This is a genomic window from Echinicola rosea, from assembly GCF_005281475.1.
Lineage (GTDB): Bacteria > Bacteroidota > Bacteroidia > Cytophagales > Cyclobacteriaceae > Echinicola > Echinicola rosea.
Genome location: NZ_CP040106.1, coordinates 3,891,502 through 3,914,413 on the forward strand (window position 1 = coordinate 3,891,502; position 22,912 = coordinate 3,914,413).

Sequence of the window (22,912 nt, forward strand, 5' to 3'; positions counted from 1 at the left end):
TTCATACTTTTGATGTGCATTTGGTGGTTAAATTCATTTTTGATCACAAAATCTTCCATCGGAAAATGTTAGCGCATTTTCCGATTTTTTTGTGCTGTACTTTTGCTGAACCATTTTGGTAAAGTGCATTTGGTGTTTGGTTTTTAATGATCTTCCATAGGCAAGTTTTTAATCGTGAATGGTGATTTTATTTCCTTTGATTTGATACTGTAGGCCATAAGCTCTTTTAAATGTTTCCATGACTTCCTTGATGCTTTCCACGTCAAAGCTGGCCGTGTAACGCTCGCTTTCCAATGCCCCGTTCAAATTGACGATATCCACATCATAATGCCTTTCCAGCTTCTTCATGATATTTGTGAATGGCACATTCTTAAATATGATTTTGCCGTGTAGCCAAGCCGTGTACATGTCCAAGGATGTTTCATTGATTTGAATGTGGTTTTCAGCCTTGTTCCAGTTGGCAACTTGACCGGGGCTAAGCAAGTGGGAGGTCTCGGGGGCGTAGGTTTCAGCGCCATCGTAAATACTGACTTTCCCTTCGACCAACGCCGTCTGTACCAATTCATCTTCGGGATAGGAAGAAACATTGAACTGGGTTCCCAATACCCGGATAGCTGTCTCATCTGCATGGACAATAAAAGGCTGGGATGGGGCTTTCTTTACCTTAAAATACGCTTCCCCAATAAGTGTGACCGCTCTGATGTCGGAGTTTTCAAAACTCGTGGGATAAGTCAGGGAGCTTCCTGCATTCAGGGTCACATGAGTACTGTCGGGAAGGATGATTTCAAATCGCTTGGCATAAGGAACCGTCAAGGTGTTGTAATTTATTTCATCGGGGAGATCATCTTTTCCATTTGTCACATAGGACAATCTGTTGCCGCTTTGATGACCAATGATTTTTCCCTTTTTGGTGAGGATAGGCAGATCGCTTAATTCATCAATAGCTACCACCTCACCATTACCAAGTTTTAGGGTGATTGTATTTTCAGCGATATGAGGATCGGTCGGTGCAGCGGAAAATGGATTGGTGTACAGGACGTACCCGACTCCCAATAATAATATGACTGCTGCCGCATACCGCAAGGCAATGAAAAGTGGGAGAGAAGGAGTGCCGTCATTAAGTTGGCCTCGAAATGTTTCCCACTTTTTGTCCAAGTCCATTTTGTTGGAAGTTTCGGAAAAGGTAGAAGCGACATGTTGAGCCTTTAGCTGGTAAAAATGGTCTTCATTGGCTTCATCGGCTTCGAGCCATTCAATGATTTCCTTGACCTCTTCGACAGTAGCCTTACCTTCAAAATACCGGGTTAGTTTATGGTCATCCATTACGCTGTATTGGTCATCCTAACTAATAAACGACTCAGTCAAGGAAGGTACGTAGTGGGAAATGGAATAAACTGAAGATTTTTTTTAGATTCCTTGCGGTTTAAATAAGGGAACTTCTCCTTTTTGAATATACAAAGAGCCCTTTATATGGATCAAGCAAAAAAGCAGAGGGCATTTACTCAATGATGACATCCTGAGAGAGAAAGCCCAAATTAAGGTGTATTAAGAGTATTTAGTATCTAATAAAAAGTGGGAGATAGTTGACTGGCATTACGGATTACGCAAAGCTACAGCATTACCATCAAAAATTCTTTCAATTGTATCCGCATTGCTTTGAGTGCAAGAGTGATATGGGTGTCGACCGTTCTTTTGGAAATCTGTAATTCTTGGGCAATTTCCAGATTTTTTTTGCCATTGACCCTGCTTTTGATAAAGACTTCGCGTTGCTTGGTGGGGAGTGCGGCAATACTTTCCTGGATTTTCTGATCCAGTTCCTTTTCCAAAATATATGAAGCCGTTTCATTTTGGATAAATCGTAGCGGATCGGCTAATTGACTGTCAAAAAGTTCCTTTGATTTCTTCAATACGACCGCTTGATGTTTTAAATAATCCAGACAAGCATTTTTGGTCATGGTAAAGAGGTAGCTGTTGTTTAGCTCGGTGATCTTTTTTCTTCTCTCCCAAAGTTTTATAAATACATCCTGAACGATTTCCTCTGCATCTTCTGTACTATTGAGGTAGTATTTTGCTAAGTGAAGGAGTTTGTCAAAATATAATTTGAAAAGTAATTCAAAAGCCTTGTTTCCATCTTGATGCAAAAGATGGATAAATTTACTGGAATCAATATGTGGGTTTTGATCAGACAATGAATGCTAGGCGATTTTATCAAAAGCTAAAGCCATATGTTATCCCCAAACCATGTTTTGACAGCAAGAGGATATAACAAAAATAGAAAAAAGTGTAGCTCATCAAAAAATACCAGCTATAAAGAAAAAATTACTTAATTGTTAATTCATGGTTTATGCAACATGACAATCCATGGATTGGCTCGCGTTGGGGCACAACGAGATCCATTTATTTTTAAGCTAAAGCAGTGTTCTTAAAATCCATTACCACCCAGCATCGATACCCGCATCAGGTATTATCTATTCTTTGGCAGGACCTGTGATGGGTGGGTAGTTTTAAAATGAATGATGCCATCATAGTGCTTTAGTAATTTTTGAGTAAATTCATAGTGATATTTCTTGTGATAGGTAGAGCCAATCGAAATGGTGGTTCTTTTCTTTTTTAGTTGCTTGTATAAATCACTTTTTTTATTTAAATGCCTAAAGTCCATGAAGGAGATAGATGCGGGAGATTGGTCAAATACCAATCCAATATCAGTAGGAGACTGGCTTTCGATTTTAAAGGACCTGAGCATATTACGCTCTGCATCTATTGCTGTAAAAGTACCTTTGCTAAAACTAAATCCCAGAGCATAATATTCACTTCCATAAGCCCGACGAAGGTGTTTACCCAATGAGGATCCGAGCAAGTAGCTTCTGCTGGATAAATGGCTATTATGTCCCCAAATGAATATTTTTGTTCCTTGTTTTTCCTGATCTATAATCCATTGAATATTCTCGGCCATTAACTTGTCCCGATGATGCATGTTAAGTTTATTTTTCTTTTGCCATTTAAACGCTTGAAAAATGGAGGTAAATGCATGTGAAAGAAGTCCTCTTGTATAGCTCGGAATTTGGAATTTATCAATACTTTTCTTGGAATAGCTTTTCTTGAATTTCTTGAATTTTGCTTTTAGGGCCTTTCTTTCTTTACTATTCATTTTAAAGAAATCGTCAAAGGCCATTAAGGTGGAGATATCTGCATCTGAAAGATTATAATTGTTTCTTTCAAGGATGTTTCTAAGGTTCTGGGCAACTGGTATAGGGTTTTGGATATCCAATCCATATATATGTATTTGGTCTTCGGGCTTTTTAGTGGTATTGTATTCCCTCATCCATTTTACCAATTCCAAAACCTCAAAGGTGGAAAAAGTCCAAAAACCAATATTATAGACCAATTCGTAAGGATCACCAATGCCTTTGGTAATAAAATCGTTTATTGCTAAGACATTACCGAAATTAGCTTCTATGGCAAATACATTAAATTGTTGTTGGGTGACCAAATATTTAAAGATTCGATGTTTCATCTGGAAAAAATCCTTAGTCCCATGAGTAGCCTCACCAGCTCCAACGATCGTTGTTTCCTGAAAATAATCAGATAAAAAGTCCAAGTCTTCTATCGGGTCATTCGGAGCCAGGTATTCAATAGCATGTAAACGGTTCTCTTGCGCAAAAACCGGAGTTATGCTGGTCAATAGTAAGCAAAACAGAAGAGTTTTGAATGGAATTTTCATATTTGTAATTATTGTCGTTTGAGTAAAGATTCAAGGAATGTAAAAAATCCGTCCAAATCTGCCCCTAAATCCCCTAAAGGGGACTTTCTTATCATCCATTCCAAGAACGGGTAGTTTTACGAAATCAAATAATTCTTATCTGTATTAATTTAAAGCTACGTTTTCAGCGTAATTGAAATTTAATCGGACGACAGTGATTTGTAATATCAAATAAAAAATTAGGCCTCCTTCTACACCGTAAAAGGAGGCCACTATTGCGGGCTATTTTTTCACTAAATGGTAATTAATGCCAAATGAGAATTCTTGCCCATTCTTTCCAAAATCAACTTCGAAATCATAGTCATTATCACTATAATCGTTCTTTTCACCATAGAACTGTCCTGGGGAATAATATGCCTCTAAACCAAGCCGTGGAAAAATCATGTAATTAAGGCCTACTTGGATTTCGGAAGCAATATAATTTGTTTTTCTGGTGACGGATTGGCCTGAAGACCCCATAGTGGTTCCTTTTTCCCGATAGAAATTAGTGCTGAATCCGACAAAAGGGGATACCTTATCCGATAAAGTGAAATACTTCCTAAAAAGGATGCCACCACCTAAGCGGTCAAGTTGGGTTTCCGAATATAAGACAGTTTCTTGGTTTTCGTTCCGTTCTTCACGTTCTAGGTTGGTCTGTCCTATGATGGCATGGGCACCAAGGTAATATCCCTTACCCAAAAACTTGCCCGCACCTGGTGTAAAGTAATAGGTGGAATTTTCATACACGGTTTGGTGAATGTTCACTGGATCTGGGATGGACTGGTACCAAACGGAAAACTCATCGGAATAATTGCTAAAGGTAAAACCTGAACGGACCACAATATCCTTTTGGTTTGTTTGAGCTTTAGTCTGTGAAATGGTAACAAGTTGGAAAATAAGAATGGCAGCCAAAAATGCCATAAGTTGCTTTCTTTTCATGATTAAATAATATTTAGATTAAAATTATTATAAAAAAGGGCAATAATTTTTAATTAACCAACATGCATGATGTTAAAAATTACTAATTGCCAGTGTTCAAGAGAATCACCTTTTAAAATTTTAGTCTGGAGGTCACTTGGGCGGGAATTGATTAGTCAGTGAGGTGATATGTTGAAAATACCCAATATGGGGTATTTTTTTTTTGTGGTTAGATGTTTAATTTTGATCCATCATAACTTTTAGTTCATAGGTGACTAAAATATCCCCCCTGGTTTTCAACTGATTCTGCTATTTTTTTTAATAGCATTTTTAAGCACTTCCAAACAATAACCCAAGTAAATCATGAATGCATGTTATAAGTTGGCGTTATGCGCCAGTATTGTCTCTTTACTTTTGTCAAACGCCCTATGTCGCCCCTTCCAATCGAAAAGCCAGCAAGAAGAGGTGATGATTTCTGGCGACCTTCCAGAAAAGAAAAATCCACTATTTAGGGGTGATACGGCTCGATTGGATGGGTATATTAAAGGCTATGACGGTTCTATGGACTTTACCACCGGGATCATTTACGTAGAGGATGTCATTGAACATACATCTTATCCCGTGGTCGTGACAGTATTTCCGGACGGAAGGTTCGAAGGAAAATGGCCTTTACTTTTTCCCAGCTATACTTCCATGAAAATGGGAAACCATTGGTTACCAATTTATGTGGAACCGGGAAAAACGCTGACAATGATACTGGACAAAGAAGATTTTGAAGAGGGAGCCAAACGAAGGGATAGCCATTACCAATTTAAACATACACAATTCAAAGGATCACTGGCTCAGGTTAACAGGCAGCTATATGGATTTGGATTTGAGCAGTTTAATTATCAGAGGTTGGAGGATCAAGTAAAGACCTATACCCCCATGGAATTTAAGGAGCGCCAAATGGCGGGTCTCCAAAACCAACGGGAAAGGGCAAAAGCGTATATAGCTGAAAACGATGTAGATCCAAAAGTAGCCTCCATCATCAATAATGAAATCTTAACAAAAAATGCGATCGTCCTATATGATTTTTTAGCTAGGCGTCGGTCCCTGACCAACCGCGACACCTCCGAATCCCTTCAAAATAATGAAGTGCTAAATAAGCCCGTTCCGGAAAATTATTATGACTTTCTTCAAGAAATGCCCTTGGACGATAAAGCCCTGATGGTTTCTGATGAATTTAGTAAGTTTGTTTATCGATTCGAGGTCAGCCAGCCATTTAAGAGCAATAATCCTTCGTTCCATATCCCCTTGAGACAACCTGATAAGGAATTGTTATTGGACTTTTTAGATCAAAAGGGAATAGAGCTCTCCGAGATGGACAGAAAATTGATCACTATTAGTTTGGAGAATGAGAAAACCAAGGAGGATTCCTTGTTTCTACAGGCACACGAGGACAGCCTCCAGCTTTTTGCCCAAAAGCACGGTCCGGTATTAAAAGAATTTTTCAAGCGATCCATGAAAGATCAGCAACCGTCCAAATTGGCCTACTATAAAGCATATTGGAACAATAGGGACAGTGTGCTGGTTCATCAGTTGGGCCTAAAGGACAGTTGGACCTATGAAGTGACCAAAATACGGAATTTGGAATTTGCCCTTGGGTTCATTGGGCCAGAGGAGGCAGGAGAATACTGGGAAAGCCTGAAAGCCGGTCTGAACTATGAGGAGCTTCAACGTAAAGGACAGCAAATTTATGATAAAGTAGTCCTAGAACGGGAATCCGAACCCTATGCGATCGAAGGGGAAGGTGCCGAAATTTTCAAGGAAATTATAGCTCCTTTTAAAGGCAAGGTACTTTTTGTGGATTTTTGGGCAACCACATGTGGCCCATGTGTTTATGCCATCAAAAAAATGAAAGGTACCCGTCAACAATATAAGGACAAGGGAGATATCGAATTTATCTTCATTACAGACCAGAAAAGCTCTCCTGAAAAGCAATATCAAGCATTTATCAACGACCAAGAAATGGACTATTCTTATATATTGACAGCGGATAAACACAACCTGCTCCGCCAATTGTTTAAATTTAATGGTATTCCGCGCTATGTGGTAATCGACAGGGAGGGTAAGGTATATGATGATGATTTTGCCATGCACAATTTTGATACGCGACTTCCTGAAATACTTGTTGACAATCCCTAATATCAAGTGAAATGAATAGTAGCGTTTCCAGTAGCTTGTCCGGGATTTTTCGGGGTCGCTGTTACAGCACTGGCTTACGTTGAGTCTCCGGCTCAGTTTACGTATATTTAAGAATCAAAAACCAATAAAATTTTAAATTATGGGAATATTTTCATCACTGCTTGGAAATGCCGGAGCGGTAGAACCCGAAAAACTTCGTGCAGACTTCGGTCAGCTGTTGATTGATGGGGAAGAACTTGAGATCGGCTTTAAGCTGATAAGGGATACGTTTATTTTTACCAACAAGCGATTGATCCTGGTGGACAAGCAAGGATTGACAGGCAAAAAAGTGGAGTACAAATCCATCACTTATAAAAGTATCACCAGGTTTAGTATCGAAACCGCTGGTACTTTTGATTTGGACGCAGAACTTAAAATCTGGATATCCGGCGAACAACACCCATCGCTTGTGAAGAAGTTCAATAAGTCTGTCAATGTCTATGATGTGCAGAAAGTCCTCGCGCGACATGTCCTTGGTTAAAGGTCAGCCTCAAATGGAGAGAATAATTTATTTAACTTATACATAAGTTAAAGTGTTTTACTAGTCTTTATATCAGCTATTTATAAATATATTCATCTATCGTGATGTCCGTCTTCAAGGTTTATAATAATGCAGGAAGTGGAGCTTAATGATCGTGTGGATATTTCGGTAGGTTACTTGAATCACTTTGAAATCGCACCACGGCATTTATGTTTTGGTTTTTCGGTCCTTATCGTTCTTGGGAAAAAGAGATGCAGGTACTGACCTGCATCTCCTGATAGTCTTTACTTTTGTGCCATTGAATAGCACCAATTTATTTAATTATTGGGAATTAAATCAGCCATTAACGCTTCTTTTAACGCTTTGGCAGCAGCAGCAGGATCTTCGGCACCATATATGGCTGCACCAGCTACTGCTACGACAGCACCTGATTTTTTAACTCCTTCAATGCTGTTCTGGTTTACACCACCGGCGATGGAAACAGGAACACCAGCTCTTGAGGCTTCATCGATCAAGACTTGGATAGAATATCCAGGTTCCGCTTGTTCGTCAAGTCCAGCATGGAGTTCTACGAATTCTACGCCCAGTTTGATTACCTCTTGGGCACGTTTTACACGGTCTTTGACACCGATGGTGTCCACGACTACTGCTTTATTGAATTTTTTGGCAGCTTCTACTGCACCGGATATGGTGGCATCACCTGTGGCACCCAAGATGGTAATGTAATCGGCACCGGCCTGGAAGGCCATTTCGGCTTCAAGCGCCCCCGCATCAGCGGTTTTAAAATCAGCAAAGACTTTTTTGTCAGGGAAAGCTTCTTTCATAGCGGTGATGACACTTAGCCCTTCACTCTTGATCAAGGGGGTTCCCAGTTCAATGATATCAATAAAAGGCGCTACTTTAGTGGCCAAGGCAATGGCATCTTCTGTCTTCAGCAAATCGATTGCTACTTGTAATTTGGTCATAATTTTAAATTTTATAGGTTAACTTTTATTTCAAAACTTGCTTTATTCCATATTGGCATGCCTTTTCCACAACTCTTCGGCTGCACTTCCTCCTTGCTTCCACATCAAATGAATGAGGCCATCAAAGAGAATAAGAAAGGATTGCTCAAATAAACTCCCGGCATATTGCGCAGATACCTTGGTATTGAATTCTTGCTTTCCTGCTGCAGGGATGATGGCAGTATGCTTGGCCAGCTGTGCCAATGGTGAGGTGGCGTTCGTAGTGAAAGCCAGGATCATTGCTTGGTTTTGATGGGCGGTTTCGGCCGCTCTTACGATCGAGCTGGTCGTGCCCGAGCCGGAGGCCGCGATCAGTAGGTCCCCGCAGCCAATGGCAGGCGTATTGGTCTCACCAACGACATATACTTGGTATCCCAGGTGCATCAGGCGCATGGCTGCAGCCTTGATCATAAATCCCGTACGTCCTGCACCAATGAGGAATATCCGATTGGCATTCTTTATCTCCTGAACCAATGCCCCAGGGTCTGCTAGGGAAATATTCTTAAAGAGTTGTTGATGTTCCTCCAGAATCCTTTTAATGGAACTGTTTAGCGAAGTATCTTTAGTGACTATTTCTGCTTGATCCGTCATAATCGTCTATTAATTGAAAGTACATTGCAAAATTAGGGTGTGGATTTCGGTGAATGTGTACACGATTTGATAGATGTGTGGTACATTTTGCTCATCCTTATAAAAAGACTGGTGGAATTCGCTATTTTTGTGGTACTATATGGAAATGGCTGTAACAAGCTAGAATTTCTAACCCTGATAAGCAGTTTCAAGTATGCTAAGTAATAAAGTACTCTATATTCGCAATTTGGATAATTGTCCACCGGCCTATCTGGAGGATCCTGAAAGGAGGGAATTTTTTGAAATCGTCTGGCTGGAAAATGAAAATGCCCTTCACGAACCCCAGCATAATTTTCAGACCCTCCGTGGCGATTGGATTTATCTGATCCCCCCGTACAGGGTGCATCAGTTGAACAAGGCAGGGAAAAAAGGTTGGCTGATTTCCTTTAAGCGGGAGTTGTTGGAAGGCGACTTAAAAGAATTTTTGCTGGATGTCTTTCGAATGTTTAATATTCAAGGTGAATTTTCCTGTCTTCAGGTCAGTGAGGAGAGCTCCAAGGGCCTAAACACGGTTTTTGGCTTGTTGAGAGAGGAGTACCAAAAGTCTGCTTTGAACCTAATCATGGTTAAGGCGCTTTTGAAGGTGTTTCTGTTGCAGTTAATCCAGCTAAAAGAGCAGCATTTTACCCTTCAGGACATCAATGAGAAACGGGTTTATGAGTTTATGCTTTTATTGGAGATGAATTATCTAGAGGAGCGTACTGCGGAGTTTTATGCTGGGAAATTAGGAATCAGTGCCAAAAGACTCAATCAGATTTTAAAAGAAAAGTTGGATAAAACAGGTATGCAACTGATCCATGACCGGTTGGTATTGGAGGCAAAACGGCAGATTATCCATAGCGAGAATACGATCAAGGAAATTGCCTTTAACCTTGGATTCAAGGACCGCTCTTATTTCAGCAGGTTTTTTAAGCAGCATGCTGGCCAGACACCACAAGCTTTTCAAGCCAATGTCGCTGCTCATGTCCAACACTTCGACAATACCCTAATCAACTGACAGAAAAGACTAGGGTAGGAACAAAGCCCTAAATCAATTAAAAAGGAAGATCACCCAATGGTCAGGTGATCTTCCTTTTTATCATTCCATATCGCTCAAATCATTTTTGTCGAGAACGCAAGTATTATGCGGATTCTCCATGCTGTGAAATATCCAAGCCTACCTCTTCATATTCATCACGGACTCTTAAGGTCACAAACTTGTTCAGTACAAAAAATATGGCGTAAGAAACCACGAAGGAAAATACCGAAACACCTACCAGCACCACCATATGGGAACCAAAGATCGCCCATCCACCATGCAATAAACTGGAACCTTCTGGACTGGCAAATATGGCCGTCAGGATCATCCCGACAATGCCGCCAACACCATGGCAGGCAAATACATCCAAAGTGTCGTCCATTTGCTTTAGGAATTTAGCCGATAAGGCCAAGTTTGACACAATCGCACCGATAAATCCAAAGAACATACTTTGGGGAACAGTGATGAAGCCGGCCGCAGGGGTGATGACGACCAGTCCTACTACCGCACCAATACAGGCACCCATAGCGGTAATCTTTCGTCCTTGCATCCTGTCAAAGAATACCCAAGTCATCATGGCAGTGGCAGAGCTGATTGTGGTCGTGGCAAAAGCTACAGCGGCAGTACCGTTGGCAGCAAGGGAAGAGCCTGCATTAAACCCAAACCAGCCAAACCAAAGCATACCTGTTCCCAACATGATGTAGGTGATATTCGAAGGAGCATGGTGCTGATTTCGGCGCTTTCCGATGAACATTGCCCCGGCCAATGAGGCCAGACCAGCACTGATGTGCACTACCGTACCTCCGGCAAAATCCAATACGCCAAAATAAGCTCCGATCAGGCCATTGGGATGCCATACCATGTGGCAGAGCGGGGCATAGACCAAGACGCAAAAGATGCCGATAAAAAAAACATAGCCAATAAACCGCACGCGTTCGGCAAATGATCCAGTGATGATAGCTGGTGTAATGACGGCAAATTTCATCTGAAAAAGCGCAAACAATATGAATGGAATACTGCTCGCTATGCTTATATGTGGTAGTTTGTTGACCTGATCAAAAAACATGTACTGAAATGGATTGCCTATCAAACCATAAAGCTCTCCATCTATCTCGATGCCAATGGGGTCTCCAAAGGCTAAACTAAAACCGACAACCGTCCAGACCATGGTCACTACCCCGAGTGAAATGAAGCTTTGGAGCATGGTGGAGATCAGGTTCTTTTTTCCGACCATTCCTCCATAAAACAGGGAGAGCCCCGGTGTCATCAGCAGGACCAGACATGAGGCAGTCAGTAGCCAAGCGATGTCCGAAAAGACCAATTGCTCTTCTGTCCCGAAATTTCCAGCTGCAGGACTTTCAACCTGCCAAAATAAACCAGCTATTGAAGCTGCAATAATTGTCCCGAAGGCAACTTTCCACTTTTTCTTCATTGTAATTTTTAAAATTTGGCTACAAAACTAAGTCAATTTTCTGAATTTTCAGAATTTTAATCAAAACTTAGCTTGGTTCTAAATAATGTTACGTTTTCATGATTTTCACATAAATTTTCTATGATTAGGATGACAATTAATGGAGTTTTTCCCATTATTCTTCAACAGAAGGATTGGAGGCCACTTACACATGTTAAATCCAGATTTTAAGACATCGAAAAAGTAACACAACACAACTAGCTTGGTTGATAACCAATTTCTACTGTGCAATATGTGTCTATGGGGTTAATTATATAATCTATGACTTTTATTACGTAAAGAATAAATAAAATAGGTATAGTTGCTATTATAGTATTTTTAAGTTCCTACATTTATTATATGCAGAAAATACAGATTCCCACATTTATACGTGTCCTTTTCGTATTGCTTCTAATCATAACCATCGTTTTTATCCTGATTTTAGGAAAAAAACTACTGGTTCCATTGATGTTGGCGGGCTTGCTTTCCATGCTTTTGACACCTATGTGTGAGAAGCTTGAAAAATGGAAAGTTCCGGAAACCTTGAGTGCGTTTTTGTCGCTTTTGAGTGGAATTGTTATCGTAGGGGCGATCATAATGCTGGTGATCATCCAGATCAAGGGGGTGAGCCAGGACCTTGGCAATGTAGGAGAGCGCGTGGATGAGTTTTTTTCAAACATAGATCATTTCTTCTCTACCAATTTGGGAATGCATATAGGACTCGAAAATGGCATCAACAAAGAGCAAATCGTAAATGTTCTTCAATCCGGCAACCAATCTATGCCCCAGTTTTTGTTAAGTGCCATTGGTTCACTTACCGGGCTGGTGCTGACCCCTGTTTTTATATTTTTCATGTTAATTTACCGTCGTCACCTAGCGAATTTTCTGGTTCAACTGTTTGCGAGCAGAAATCAACGGGAGGTGAAGCGTGAAGTGCTCCATATCCGAAAAATGGTACAAGGCTATATCATCGGCTTGCTTAAGGTCATGGCCATCTTAGCTGTTTTAAATACAGGTGCTCTTTACGTTTTGGGTATTAAACATGCTTTATTCTTTGGCTTATTTGCAGCGATTTTAAATATCATTCCTTATTTGGGACCTTTTCTAGGGGCGATTTTACCTTTTTCTTATGCCATGCTTACGTCAGAGTCATCTTTTTCACCCTTTATTATTATTATCCTTTTCACGATCATTCAACTGGTCGAAAGCAATTTCCTCACCCCTAAAATTGTGGGGTCCAACGTTAACTTAAACGCTTTCATTACCTTATTGGGATTGTTGTTGGGTGGAGCCATTTGGGGCATTGCAGGGATGATTTTGATTATCCCTAGTTTGGCTATTCTTAGAAGAATTTTTGAATTGAGTGACAGTACCCGGTCGTTTGCTTTTCTTTTAGCAGAGGAAAAGAATAACATCTTCACCAAAAAAAAGCTTAGGTAAAAAAACAGGTTGAAAAAATGTTCATAATTAATTTGAAACCAATCGTTTAACAACGGTTAATTTGATTGAATGTTAGTTAAAAAAGTGCCGCATCCATAAGTTGGATGCGGCACTTTTATTGGTGTACATTACTATTATAAGGTTTGGTTGGCATGCCTGCCTTCATAAACTTCTTCCACTAGCTTACGATTAAAAGCAGGCAAATCATTAGGACTTCTGGAGGTAACCAGTCCCTGATCTACGACCACTTCTTCATCAAACCATTTGGCACCAGCATTTTCCAAATCTTTTTTGATGGAATGAAAGGATGTCAGTTTCCTTCCACCTACCACGTCCGCATCAATCAGGATTTGCGGTCCGTGACAAATGGCAGCAACAGGTTTGTGGTTCCTGAAAAAGGATCTCACGAAAGCAACTGCCTTTTCGTTTCGACGGAGTTTGTCGGGATTGATCACACCGCCTGGCAAAACCAAGCCATCATAATCGTCCTCATAGACAGCATCCAATGTGTGGTCTACTCCAATATCCAAACTCCAGTTACCGTCTTTCCAGCCCCTGATCCTTCCTTCTTCCAAGGAAATGATATGTACGGTCGCGCCACTTTCTTCCAACGCATTTTTCGGACTGGTAAGTTCGGACTCTTCAAAGCCGTCTGTGGATAGTATGGCTACTTTTCTGTTTTTTAAATCTTTCATGGTTACTGTGGTTTTTGATTATAAATTTTATTTTTAAATCTAGACTAAAACCTACAATGACCATTCCATAAATACCTTAATTTATTATGTTTTAAAATTTTTAACATATTTTATAGCTATAAAATATTTGTTACGTTATAATTAATGCGTACAGGTGAAATAAAATGGTTAAAATTCCTTTTTACCAAGTTTGGTTATATTGGAGTTTTCATCATGAAGCGGTATGTTTACAATCAATAATCGATCAGTTAAATGAAAATTACACCAATTGCAGCAGTAGCTATTCTTATATGCTTAATAGGGCTATATGGATTTCAAACCACGGAACCTTGGACAGCCGAGCAAATGGTTTCTCCTTATGATTTGAACAAGAAGATGAAATCTGATAGTGTGAATGTCCCCATTTTACTCAGCGTAGGGCCAGAAGCAGTAATAAAGGGTTCGGTGGATATTGGACCGGGACAGGATGAGACGCATATCGATAAACTCATATCGCAGGTGGAAAAGCTTGACAAAGACGAGGAAATCATCATTTACTGTGGTTGCTGTCCTTTACAAAAATGCCCAAACGTGAGACCAGCATTCAAAGCACTTAACGACCTGGATTTTACAAATCACAAATTGCTCGCCATACTTAATAACATCAAAACTGACTGGATAGACAAGGGGTACCCGGTTAATAATATGGAATAAATGTAATTTAACAACAGTCCTTTATACTGCTGGTAATAAGGTTTTTAACAACATTTAATAAAGTTAAACTTAAGTCAGAAACGTTTCCTAGTGGATCTTTGCAAAGGCGTTATATTAATTAACTGGCCATATTATGGTTATGGGTGTGGGCTTTCAAATATTCAGAAGGAGTATAACCGGTAATCAGCTTAAACTGTCTGTTGAAGTAGGAAATATTGTAATACCCACTATCAAAGGCCACCTCCTTCACACTATATCCTTCCTCGATGAGTTGTTTGCAAGCATTTCCGATTCGAACTTCGTTCAAAAATTGTGAGAAGGTCTTGCGAGTATGTTGCTTAAAATAGCGACAGAAGGCATTGACGCTGAGATTGGCCACATTTGCGACATCGGCAAGGGATATATCCTTGGCAAAATTCTCCATAATGAAGTGAATGATAGCATTTACCTTTTTGGTATCATGTGGACGTGTACTCGCTTCGAAATTTATATGACTGAGAGCAGTGATTTCATTGCTTTTGGAAATTTTGTCCAAGTGTTTCAGCAAATAAACTATCCGCTCCATTCCATCCTTACGGGCGATTTTTTGGGCTGCTTTAAATAGTCTTTTTTTAGCTTTTCCGTAAATCATCAGTCCCTTTTTGCTGTAGTAAAGGAGCTTTTTGATTGCATGGAATTCCGGTAGGTCCAAAATCTTTTCCCCCATGGTTTCCAAGGAAAATAAAATGGAAATGTTTTTTGACCGTAAACAGGACCCCTCACTGTAATAATCCTTGTCACTTCTGAAAAAGTGGGGCAGGTTTGAACCTAAAATGAATATGTCACCCGCATTAAAATTACCTATTGCATCTCCAATAAAGTAGGTGCCTTTCCCTTCCAAAATCACCATAATTTGTGTTTCCACGTGGTAATGGAGATTATCATAAAAATAGGGATAATCTTCCTGGAGAATCCTAACAGCTTCCTCTTCTGTTTTTGCAATTTTGAATAACAAAGGTTTCATATCGTTAGTGTTTTTTTGTGGTCAATGAATGGCGTTTAACCAATGCTTTTGGGTGATCATTGATGGTATTAAGTGCTTTACAATTAAAATGATTTTTTATTAATGTAATTTTTACATTTAATAACTTAACCTATATTAATCAGAATTCTCCAAAAATTCACCCCACTTGTTAATAGAGTATAAGAAATGAATAAATATGTACGAGTGATTTTTGTAATTCAGAATAATATTTTTCAGAAATTCATTTTAACCCTTTTGAATGGTGATCTTTATCCATATGCCAAAATTGGTTTGTCATTTTTTTTATGGATAGTACATTATTAATTAAACGACTAAGGTCAAATCCTACTGACAACGGTATTTGATGGGTGAGATTGGTCGAAAAATTATGCAAAAGCTTCCAGAACCCTGATCATATATGGCAAAACTCCCATTTCTGATAATCCTGTATAAGTATTGGGTATTATGGTGAAATGAAAGGATAAACGGATGCCCTAATTTTAAGCATAACTTAAAAATAGCTGAAAACCAGCTATTTAAGATTTACTTTTTATGCTAATATTTACCTTAACCCAATATATATGAAACACTTTACTAAAAAGGCTGGACTGCTTTTGAGTATGACGCTGGGGGGCTATATGCTTTCCGCTGGGAGTACCTGGGCTGTCCCAACGTATGAGTTGTCCACTGATGTAAGCCCCAAAATAGGATCCTTTATAAAACTAAGGGATATGACTGTGACGGGGACAGTAATTAGCGGAGAAGATGGATTAACCCTACCAGGGGTTTCTATCCTGATAAAAGGTACTTCCAAGGGCGTAACAACGGACATGGATGGCAAATTCACCATAGATATACCGGATGAAGGAGCTACCTTGGTATTCAGTTTTATAGGGTTTGCCCAACAGGAAGTGGACGTTTATACGGCCCAAGACCTATCGATTACCATGGAGCCAGAAATGACCTCCATGACCGAAGTGGTTGTGGTAGGATACGGGACCATGCGCAAAGGGGACGTTACCAGCTCCATCGGAGGGGTGAAGGAAGAGGATTTTGTCAAAGGAGCCGTCAGGGATGCAGCGCAATTGGTACAGGGAAAGGTTGCCGGACTTCGGGTGACGACGCCAAGTGGTGACCCTGGTGCCAGTACACAAATCAACCTTCGCGGTATCAACAGTATCAATGGTACTTCCAATCCATTGGTGCTCATCGATGGAATTCCCGGGGACCTGAACACCGTACCTCCAGAAGATATCGAATCCGTAGATGTCCTTAAGGATGGTTCTGCGGCAGCCATTTACGGTACTCGTGCTACTGGAGGAGTAATCCTGATCACTACCAAGAAAAACAGCGGCGGCAATAGAAATTCCATTAACTATAACAGTTATGTCAGCTTGCAAACCATCGCCCGCAAACCTGAATTGCTCACCGGGGATGATTATAGGAGATTGATAGAAGAAGAGGGGATAGGTTATACCGACTATGGCGGTAATACAGACTGGATAGAGGAAATGACCAGAAATCCCATCAGCCAAAACCATAACCTTAGCTTCTCTGGAGGAGACCGAAAAACCAATTTTACCGCATCGGTAAACTATAGAAATTGGCAAGGCATCTTCTTACGGTCAAATCAAGAGCGGTTTAATATCCGTGCTGATCTAAATCACAGCATGTTTGATGAAAAGCTTCGTGCCAATATACAAGTGATCAATAGGGTGTTTACGCGTGAAGAAGGCGGGGCCGATGGCTACGCTTACCGACAGGCCATTATCCGAAACCCGACAGACCAAGTGAAAACTGAAGATGGCGCTTGGCAGGAAAGGGACGGTTATTTCTATGAAAATCCAATATCAAGGATCTACGAAGCTGACTCAGAGTCAAAGATGAAGGAAATGCGTGTCAACGGTAGCCTTAACTACAACCCTATCGATAACCTGGACATCAAACTGATGGTTTCCAATGTTCAAAACAGCAATTTGACAGGCTATGCCACGACTTTCGAGCATACCAACACTTGGCTAAACAATCAAAATGGTACCGCCTCCCGATCCACAAGTGCCTATAACGAAAATTTGCTGGAATTTACCACCAACTATAACAAGGCTGTAGGTGATCATTATTTTACCTTGCTAGGTGGCTACAGCTGGCAAGATGCCACGTACGAGGACTTCTTTGCGTCCAACTGGAACTTTCCTACGGACCTATACACTTGGAACAACTTGGGAGCTGGGGCCGCACTGCAATCTGGCCAGGCAGATATGGGCAGTTCTAAAAACAAATGGCAATTGGCAGGTTTCTTTGGCAGGGCCACTTACAGCTATCATGATAAGTACCTGTTTATGGCGAGTGTGAGGAGAGAAGGTTCTTCCAGGTTTGGTGAAAACAGCCAATGGGGAACATTCCCTGCAGTTTCTGTAGGGTGGAGAATTAGCAACGAGCCTTTTCTAAGAGATTCGGAAAATATTGGCGAAATCAAGCTAAGGGCAGGATTTGGTGTAACAGGAACCATCGCCAATTCACCCTACCTTTCCCAGATCAGCTATGATTTTACACGCACAGAAGGTGCCTACATTGGCGGCCAGTGGGTGCAGGGCTTCATCCCTGCTCGAAATTTCAACCCAGACTTACGATGGGAACGAAAGGAAGAATATAATTTTGGTGTGGACTACAGCTTTTTTAAGGATCGACTGAGTGGTTCTATCGATGTTTACCGAAGGGATATCAAAGATTTGCTTTACAATTTTCCCGTTCCTGTTCCTCCTTACTTGACCAATTCAATGACCATCAACGCGGGCGTCCTTCAAAATGATGGGATAGAGGTGCTGGTGAATATAGTGCCGATCCAAAACAAAGATTTTAGCTGGAATACTAGCATTACCTATTCTACCAACCGAAACAAGCTGGTGTCACTGTCCAATGACCAGTTTGAAGCCACCAATGATTTCTTTACTGCTGGCTTCACTGGTGAGCCGATCCAAGACTATACCCACAGAGTAGAAGTAGGAGGGGCCATTGGAAGGTTTTATGTATGGAAATCCATCGGAACGAACGATGATGGTGAATGGATCATCGAAAATCAAGAAGGAGAAGGCATTCCGATCAGCCAGGCCTCACAAGAAGATCGCCAATTTTACGGCAATGGAATACCACTGCACATTTTAGGATTCAATAATAGCTTGAAATTCAAGAATTTTGATGTTCAGGCAAATTTTAGGGGAGCATTCGGGCACGAAATATTAAACTTCCAGCGGATGTTTTATGAGAACCCCTACAATACGGCCTACAACATGCTCAATACCGCCTATGATCCCGTATATGGCAAGCGGTTGAACAGTGATTTAGCCTTGGTAAGCCACTATATAGAAAGTGGAGATTACTTTAAATTGGATAATTTCACCATTGGCTATACCATTCCAAAACTCGGATTTTTACGTAATGCCAGGATATATGCTTCTGGTCTAAATCTCTTTACCATCACCAAGTACAAAGGAATCGATCCTGAAGGCGTGAGCATTACAGGGTTTGATCCCGGCAATGATCAACGGGACAAGTATCCGACCACCCGTACCTATACCTTGGGATTAAATGTTACATTCTAAAAGCGACTAATATGAAATTTACCTATAAAACATTCCAGTATATTCTGACCGCTGGAATTTTATCTACAGGCTTATATTCCTGCTTGGATTTGGACGAGGAAGTGTATTCAGAAGTAGTGGCCAGCAATTTTCAGCCCACTGAAAAAGATATTCCTTCGATCATTGCCCCCGTATATGGATCTTTTAGAGGCTTGATGATGGGATGGCAGGGATATCTGGATACCCAAGAAGAATCGGCTGATTGCATCATTACTCCGGCCCGGCCAAATGGTTGGTACGATGGAGGAACCTATCTTCGGATGCACCAGCACAATTGGACCTCTTTGCAGTGGCAGCCCACCAATATCTGGCAAACTGCCTATCGCAGTATCACCACTGCCAATCGGGTGATATCGCAAATTGATGAGGGCGAAATCCCCATTACCGATGGAAGGGAAGCGGTGATCGCCGAATTACGCGCTACGAGAGCATTTGCCTATTATTTACTATTGGACAATCATGGTAATGTGCCCATTGTGACGGACTTTAAGGATGTTTCCTTACCCGAGCAGAAAAGCCGACAGGAAGTGTATGACTTTGTGGTGAGTGAACTTCAGGAAGCCATGCCATTGCTCAGCGAAGATGCGAATTCCACTTACGGGCAGTTGAACAAATGGGGCGTACAGACGCTTTTGGCCAAAATATACCTCAATGCAGAAGTTTATACCGGGAACCCTGAATGGGAAAAATGCATCGCGGCATGTGATGCCGTGATCAATGGGAATGGAGGATACGAATTGGACGACAATTATTCCGATGTCTTCAATTGGGAAAACCATACTTCACCAGAGATCATTTTTGCGGTGCCTTATGATGAAATATACGGAACCGGTAATATCGTCCACATGAAAACATTGGATCCCCTCAGTAGGTTTGTGTATGACATGCAAGCCGGACCGTGGGGAGGAAATTGCGCTGTGCCGCAATTTATCGATACCTATGATCCAGAAGACGGGAGACTTGACGATACTTGGATCATGGGGCCGCAGTACAGTGCATCCACAGGTGAAATGGTCATCGACTACCAAAAAGAAGTCCCCAGCATGGATGGTACCGCCTCCAATGACGGTTTTCGAATAGGAAAGTATGCCATTAAACAGGGAGCCACGGGGGCCTTGGACAATGACTACCCCATGTTTCGATATGCAGATGTGCTGTTGATGAAAGCCGAAGCACTTCTGCGCACGGGAAGTGCGGATGAAGCCGCCAACTTGGTGACCCAAGTGCGGGAAAGGGCCTTCAGGGATACCGATCCTTCCAAGGCCCAAGTGACCGGAACTGAATTGATGCAAGGTAGTAGCTATACCTATGGTATTCAAAATGAGGATGGATCAGTAGAAGGCACGGGTGGCGCTGATATCCCATATGGAAGGCTGCTGGATGAATTGGGCTGGGAATTTGCCGCTGAGGCACACCGCAGACAGGACCTCATTCGCTTTGGTGTATTTCAAACCAAAAGCTGGTTTAACCACAGTCCCCATTCGCAAGCTGAAACCAGGACCATATTTCCGATTCCTAATGATGAGATCAATAAAAACCCCAATTTGACACAAAATCCGGGGTATGCGAATTAATCGATGTAAGCACTGGATAGGATAAACAAACTATCGAGTGTACAACAACTGGAAGAGCGCAACGTTCGTTTCCTTTTTGGATTGGATATTTGCATTACTTCAATACCATTCATGCCATGGCATAGTGCCATGGCATGAATAATTAATATCGAACCTAAAACCATAACAAATGAAAAGAACTTTTATCCTAGCGTGTTTTATGTTTGTCAGTTCATACATCCTTGCGCAAGGCACCTTGGCTGATTATCAACGGGCAGATAGCATCAAAAAAGCCTTTGAGGAAGTTTACCATGCCCCTGCACATTTTGAATGGGTCGATGATAAGGAGATGCTTTGGTATGTGATGAAAACAGAAAAAGGGCAGGTATATAAAAAAGTGAATGTCAAAAACAAACAAAAGGCATCGCTCTTTGACCAAGAAAAAATGGCAGATCAACTGTCCAAAATCCTTGAAGTGTCCATAAAACCATATGCATTGCCCATCAGTAAAGTGGTAGTCAAGGAGGATGCAGAGCTTTTGACGTTCGTAGCAAAAGATTATCATTGGGAATATAACCTGGTAACGGAAACACTTAGTCAGAAGGAGCCCATAAAAAAGCGCGAAAATGGTTATTGGGGAAACCGCTGGGATGACAGAAATGGAGATCCTGTACCCTCTCCAGATAGCAGCAGACATGCATTTATTCAGGAACATAATGTTTGGATCAAGGATTTTTCTACTGACGATGTCACACAACTGACCTATGATGGTGCTCCGGGACTTTACTACGCAGCGCATTTGCAGTGGTCTCCGGATGGTGAAAAGCTGGCCGCCGTCAAGGTAAGGCCCACTGAAGTGCGGCAGTTGACCCTGATCAGCTCCTCTCCTGATGATCAGCTACAACCTAAGGTAGAAACCAGGGATTACCCAAAACCTGGCGATGCATTGCCCCAGAAAACTCCCGTCCTTATAAATTTGACCAATGGTCAAAACCATGAAGTGAACCAACAGCTCATCCCCAATCAGTTTACCCTCACGGGAATTCGTTGGCGGGAAGACAGCCGCGCATTTACTTTTGAATATAATCAGCGTGGCCATCAAGTTTATCGGGTAGTAGAAATAGAGGCTGAAAATGGAATAGTTCGCACTATTATTGAAGAAAGTAGTGATACATTTATCGACTATTCAGGAAAGAAATTCCGAAAAGACCTGAACGACGGTCAGCAAATCCTTTGGGCTTCTGAACGGGATGGATGGAGGCATTTATATTTATATGATGGAAATACCGGAAACGTAAACCGGCAAATCACCAGCGGAGAGTGGGTGGTCAGGGATGTACTGAAAGTGGATGAAAAGGAGCGCTTGGTATATTTTTTGGCCAGTGGTCGATCAGAAAATGAGGATCCTTACCACCTTCACCTGTGCAAAGTAAGTTTGGATGGAGGCAAGGTAATGCAGCTAACCACAGAAAATGCCCACCATCAGGTCACCCTTTCTTCGGACAATAATTATTTTGTGGATAACTTTTCCCGGCAGGATTTACCACCGGTCAGCCATATAAAGTCACTATCTACAGGAAAAACTGTCATGGAATTAGAAACAGCGGATATTGACAGGTTAGAACGTGCGGGGTGGAAAGCACCTGAAGTGTTCGCTGCCAAGGGTAGGGATGGATCGACGGATATTTGGGGACTTATCATCAAGCCAACGAACTTTGATCCCAATAAAAGCTACCCCATCGTGGAATACATTTATGCTGGTCCACACAGTTCCTTCGTCCCAAAATCCTTTGCGCCCAATTATCGAGGACTCCAAGAACTAGCGGAACTGGGTTTTATCGTAGTTCAAATTGACGGCATGGGGACCTCCAATCGCAGCAAGGCCTTTCATGATGTCTGCTGGAAAAACTTAAAAGATGCTGGATTTCCGGACCGGATCCGGTGGATACAGGCAGCCGCCCAAACCAGGCCATACATGGATGTGGATAAAGTAGGCATTTTTGGTACGTCGGCAGGTGGACAGAGTTCGACAGGAGCCTTGTTGTTTCATCCCGATTTTTATAAAGTGGGTGTATCTTCCTGCGGTTGCCATGACAATAGGATGGACAAGATATGGTGGAACGAACAGTGGATGGGGTATCCCATAGGAAAGCACTACGAAGAATGCTCCAATGTGGTCAATGCACATCGTCTTGAAGGAAAACTCATGCTCATCGTAGGCGAAGTGGACGACAATGTAGATCCATCTTCAACGTATCAGTTAGTTGACCAGCTGATCAAGCACGATAAGGATTTTGAATTTCTCATGGTTCCTGGTATGGGACATAGTTCGGGTGGAGCGTATGGGGAACATAAGAGGAGGGATTTCTTTGTAGAAAACCTCTTGGGAGTGGATCCACCAGCTTGGACAGCTTTTGATTAAAT

Annotated in this window: 17 protein-coding genes; 8 read left to right on the top strand and 9 right to left on the bottom strand. The window is 41.5% G+C overall.

Annotation, left to right across the window (positions count from 1 at the left end):
* Positions 1-168 precede the first annotated feature (168 nt).
* From FDP09_RS15395 to FDP09_RS15410, 4 genes are all read right to left on the bottom strand, one after another.
* Complete coding sequence (locus FDP09_RS15395; RefSeq protein WP_137403521.1) at positions 169-1,323, bottom strand: FecR family protein; 1,155 nt, start codon at positions 1,321-1,323, stop codon at positions 169-171.
* Positions 1,324-1,610: 287 nt separating this feature from the next.
* Complete coding sequence (locus FDP09_RS15400; RefSeq protein ID WP_137403522.1) at positions 1,611-2,189, bottom strand: RNA polymerase sigma-70 factor; 579 nt, start codon at positions 2,187-2,189, stop codon at positions 1,611-1,613.
* 275 nt (positions 2,190-2,464) lie between these two features.
* On the bottom strand, positions 2,465-3,721 hold the full coding sequence (locus FDP09_RS15405; protein ID WP_137403523.1) for an erythromycin esterase family protein: 1,257 nt from the start codon (positions 3,719-3,721) through the stop codon (positions 2,465-2,467).
* A 261-nt stretch (positions 3,722-3,982) separates the two neighbouring features.
* Positions 3,983-4,678, bottom strand: coding sequence for a hypothetical protein (locus tag FDP09_RS15410; protein ID WP_137403524.1), 696 nt, complete (start codon positions 4,676-4,678; stop codon positions 3,983-3,985).
* Between the two features lie 342 nt (positions 4,679-5,020).
* Here FDP09_RS15410 and FDP09_RS15415 point away from each other — a divergent pair, with 342 nt between their 5' ends.
* Both FDP09_RS15415 and FDP09_RS15420 read left to right on the top strand, forming a co-directional pair.
* A complete protein-coding gene (locus FDP09_RS15415) occupies positions 5,021-6,844 on the top strand; it encodes a TlpA family protein disulfide reductase (RefSeq protein WP_137403525.1) in 1,824 nt (607 codons plus the stop codon).
* Positions 6,845-6,983: 139 nt separating this feature from the next.
* Positions 6,984-7,364, top strand: a complete 381-nt coding sequence (locus tag FDP09_RS15420) for a PH domain-containing protein (protein WP_137403526.1) — start codon at positions 6,984-6,986, stop codon at positions 7,362-7,364.
* A 317-nt stretch (positions 7,365-7,681) separates the two neighbouring features.
* On the opposite strand, the gene hxlA is transcribed toward FDP09_RS15420, so the two are convergent.
* Positions 7,682-8,329, bottom strand: a complete 648-nt coding sequence (gene hxlA / locus FDP09_RS15425) for a 3-hexulose-6-phosphate synthase (RefSeq protein WP_137403527.1) — start codon at positions 8,327-8,329, stop codon at positions 7,682-7,684.
* A 42-nt stretch (positions 8,330-8,371) separates the two neighbouring features.
* Positions 8,372-8,959: a 6-phospho-3-hexuloisomerase gene (hxlB, locus tag FDP09_RS15430; protein WP_137403528.1), complete on the bottom strand. Its 588-nt coding sequence runs from the start codon at positions 8,957-8,959 to the stop codon at positions 8,372-8,374.
* A 193-nt stretch (positions 8,960-9,152) separates the two neighbouring features.
* Between hxlB and FDP09_RS15435 the strand changes: the two genes are divergently transcribed.
* Positions 9,153-9,995, top strand: coding sequence for a helix-turn-helix domain-containing protein (locus tag FDP09_RS15435; protein ID WP_137403529.1), 843 nt, complete (start codon positions 9,153-9,155; stop codon positions 9,993-9,995).
* A gap of 124 nt (positions 9,996-10,119) precedes the next feature.
* On the opposite strand, the gene FDP09_RS15440 is transcribed toward FDP09_RS15435, so the two are convergent.
* Entirely contained in the window at positions 10,120-11,448 is a 1,329-nt protein-coding gene (locus FDP09_RS15440; RefSeq protein WP_137403530.1) for an ammonium transporter, read from the bottom strand.
* A gap of 378 nt (positions 11,449-11,826) precedes the next feature.
* Here FDP09_RS15440 and FDP09_RS15445 point away from each other — a divergent pair, with 378 nt between their 5' ends.
* Positions 11,827-12,906, top strand: coding sequence for an AI-2E family transporter (locus FDP09_RS15445; RefSeq protein WP_137403531.1), 1,080 nt, complete (start codon positions 11,827-11,829; stop codon positions 12,904-12,906).
* Positions 12,907-13,040: 134 nt separating this feature from the next.
* Here the strand turns inward: FDP09_RS15445 and FDP09_RS15450 are convergent, their stop codons facing one another.
* Positions 13,041-13,601, bottom strand: a complete 561-nt coding sequence (locus tag FDP09_RS15450; protein WP_137403532.1) for a type 1 glutamine amidotransferase domain-containing protein — start codon at positions 13,599-13,601, stop codon at positions 13,041-13,043.
* A 252-nt stretch (positions 13,602-13,853) separates the two neighbouring features.
* On the opposite strand from FDP09_RS15450, the gene FDP09_RS15455 reads away from it, so the two are divergent.
* Complete coding sequence (locus FDP09_RS15455; RefSeq protein ID WP_137403533.1) at positions 13,854-14,294, top strand: rhodanese-like domain-containing protein; 441 nt, start codon at positions 13,854-13,856, stop codon at positions 14,292-14,294.
* A 118-nt stretch (positions 14,295-14,412) separates the two neighbouring features.
* Here the strand turns inward: FDP09_RS15455 and FDP09_RS15460 are convergent, their stop codons facing one another.
* Complete coding sequence (locus tag FDP09_RS15460; RefSeq protein ID WP_137403534.1) at positions 14,413-15,297, bottom strand: AraC family transcriptional regulator; 885 nt, start codon at positions 15,295-15,297, stop codon at positions 14,413-14,415.
* 581 nt (positions 15,298-15,878) lie between these two features.
* On the opposite strand from FDP09_RS15460, the gene FDP09_RS15465 reads away from it, so the two are divergent.
* From FDP09_RS15465 to FDP09_RS15475, 3 genes are all read left to right on the top strand, one after another.
* Complete coding sequence (locus tag FDP09_RS15465) at positions 15,879-18,896, top strand: SusC/RagA family TonB-linked outer membrane protein (RefSeq protein ID WP_137403535.1); 3,018 nt, start codon at positions 15,879-15,881, stop codon at positions 18,894-18,896.
* Between the two features lie 11 nt (positions 18,897-18,907).
* The gene (locus FDP09_RS15470; RefSeq protein WP_137403536.1) at positions 18,908-20,509 is read left to right on the top strand and encodes a RagB/SusD family nutrient uptake outer membrane protein; all 1,602 of its coding nucleotides are present in this window, start codon (positions 18,908-18,910) and stop codon (positions 20,507-20,509) included.
* Positions 20,510-20,678: 169 nt separating this feature from the next.
* Complete coding sequence (locus FDP09_RS15475; protein ID WP_137403537.1) at positions 20,679-22,910, top strand: S9 family peptidase; 2,232 nt, start codon at positions 20,679-20,681, stop codon at positions 22,908-22,910.
* Positions 22,911-22,912 lie beyond the last annotated feature (2 nt).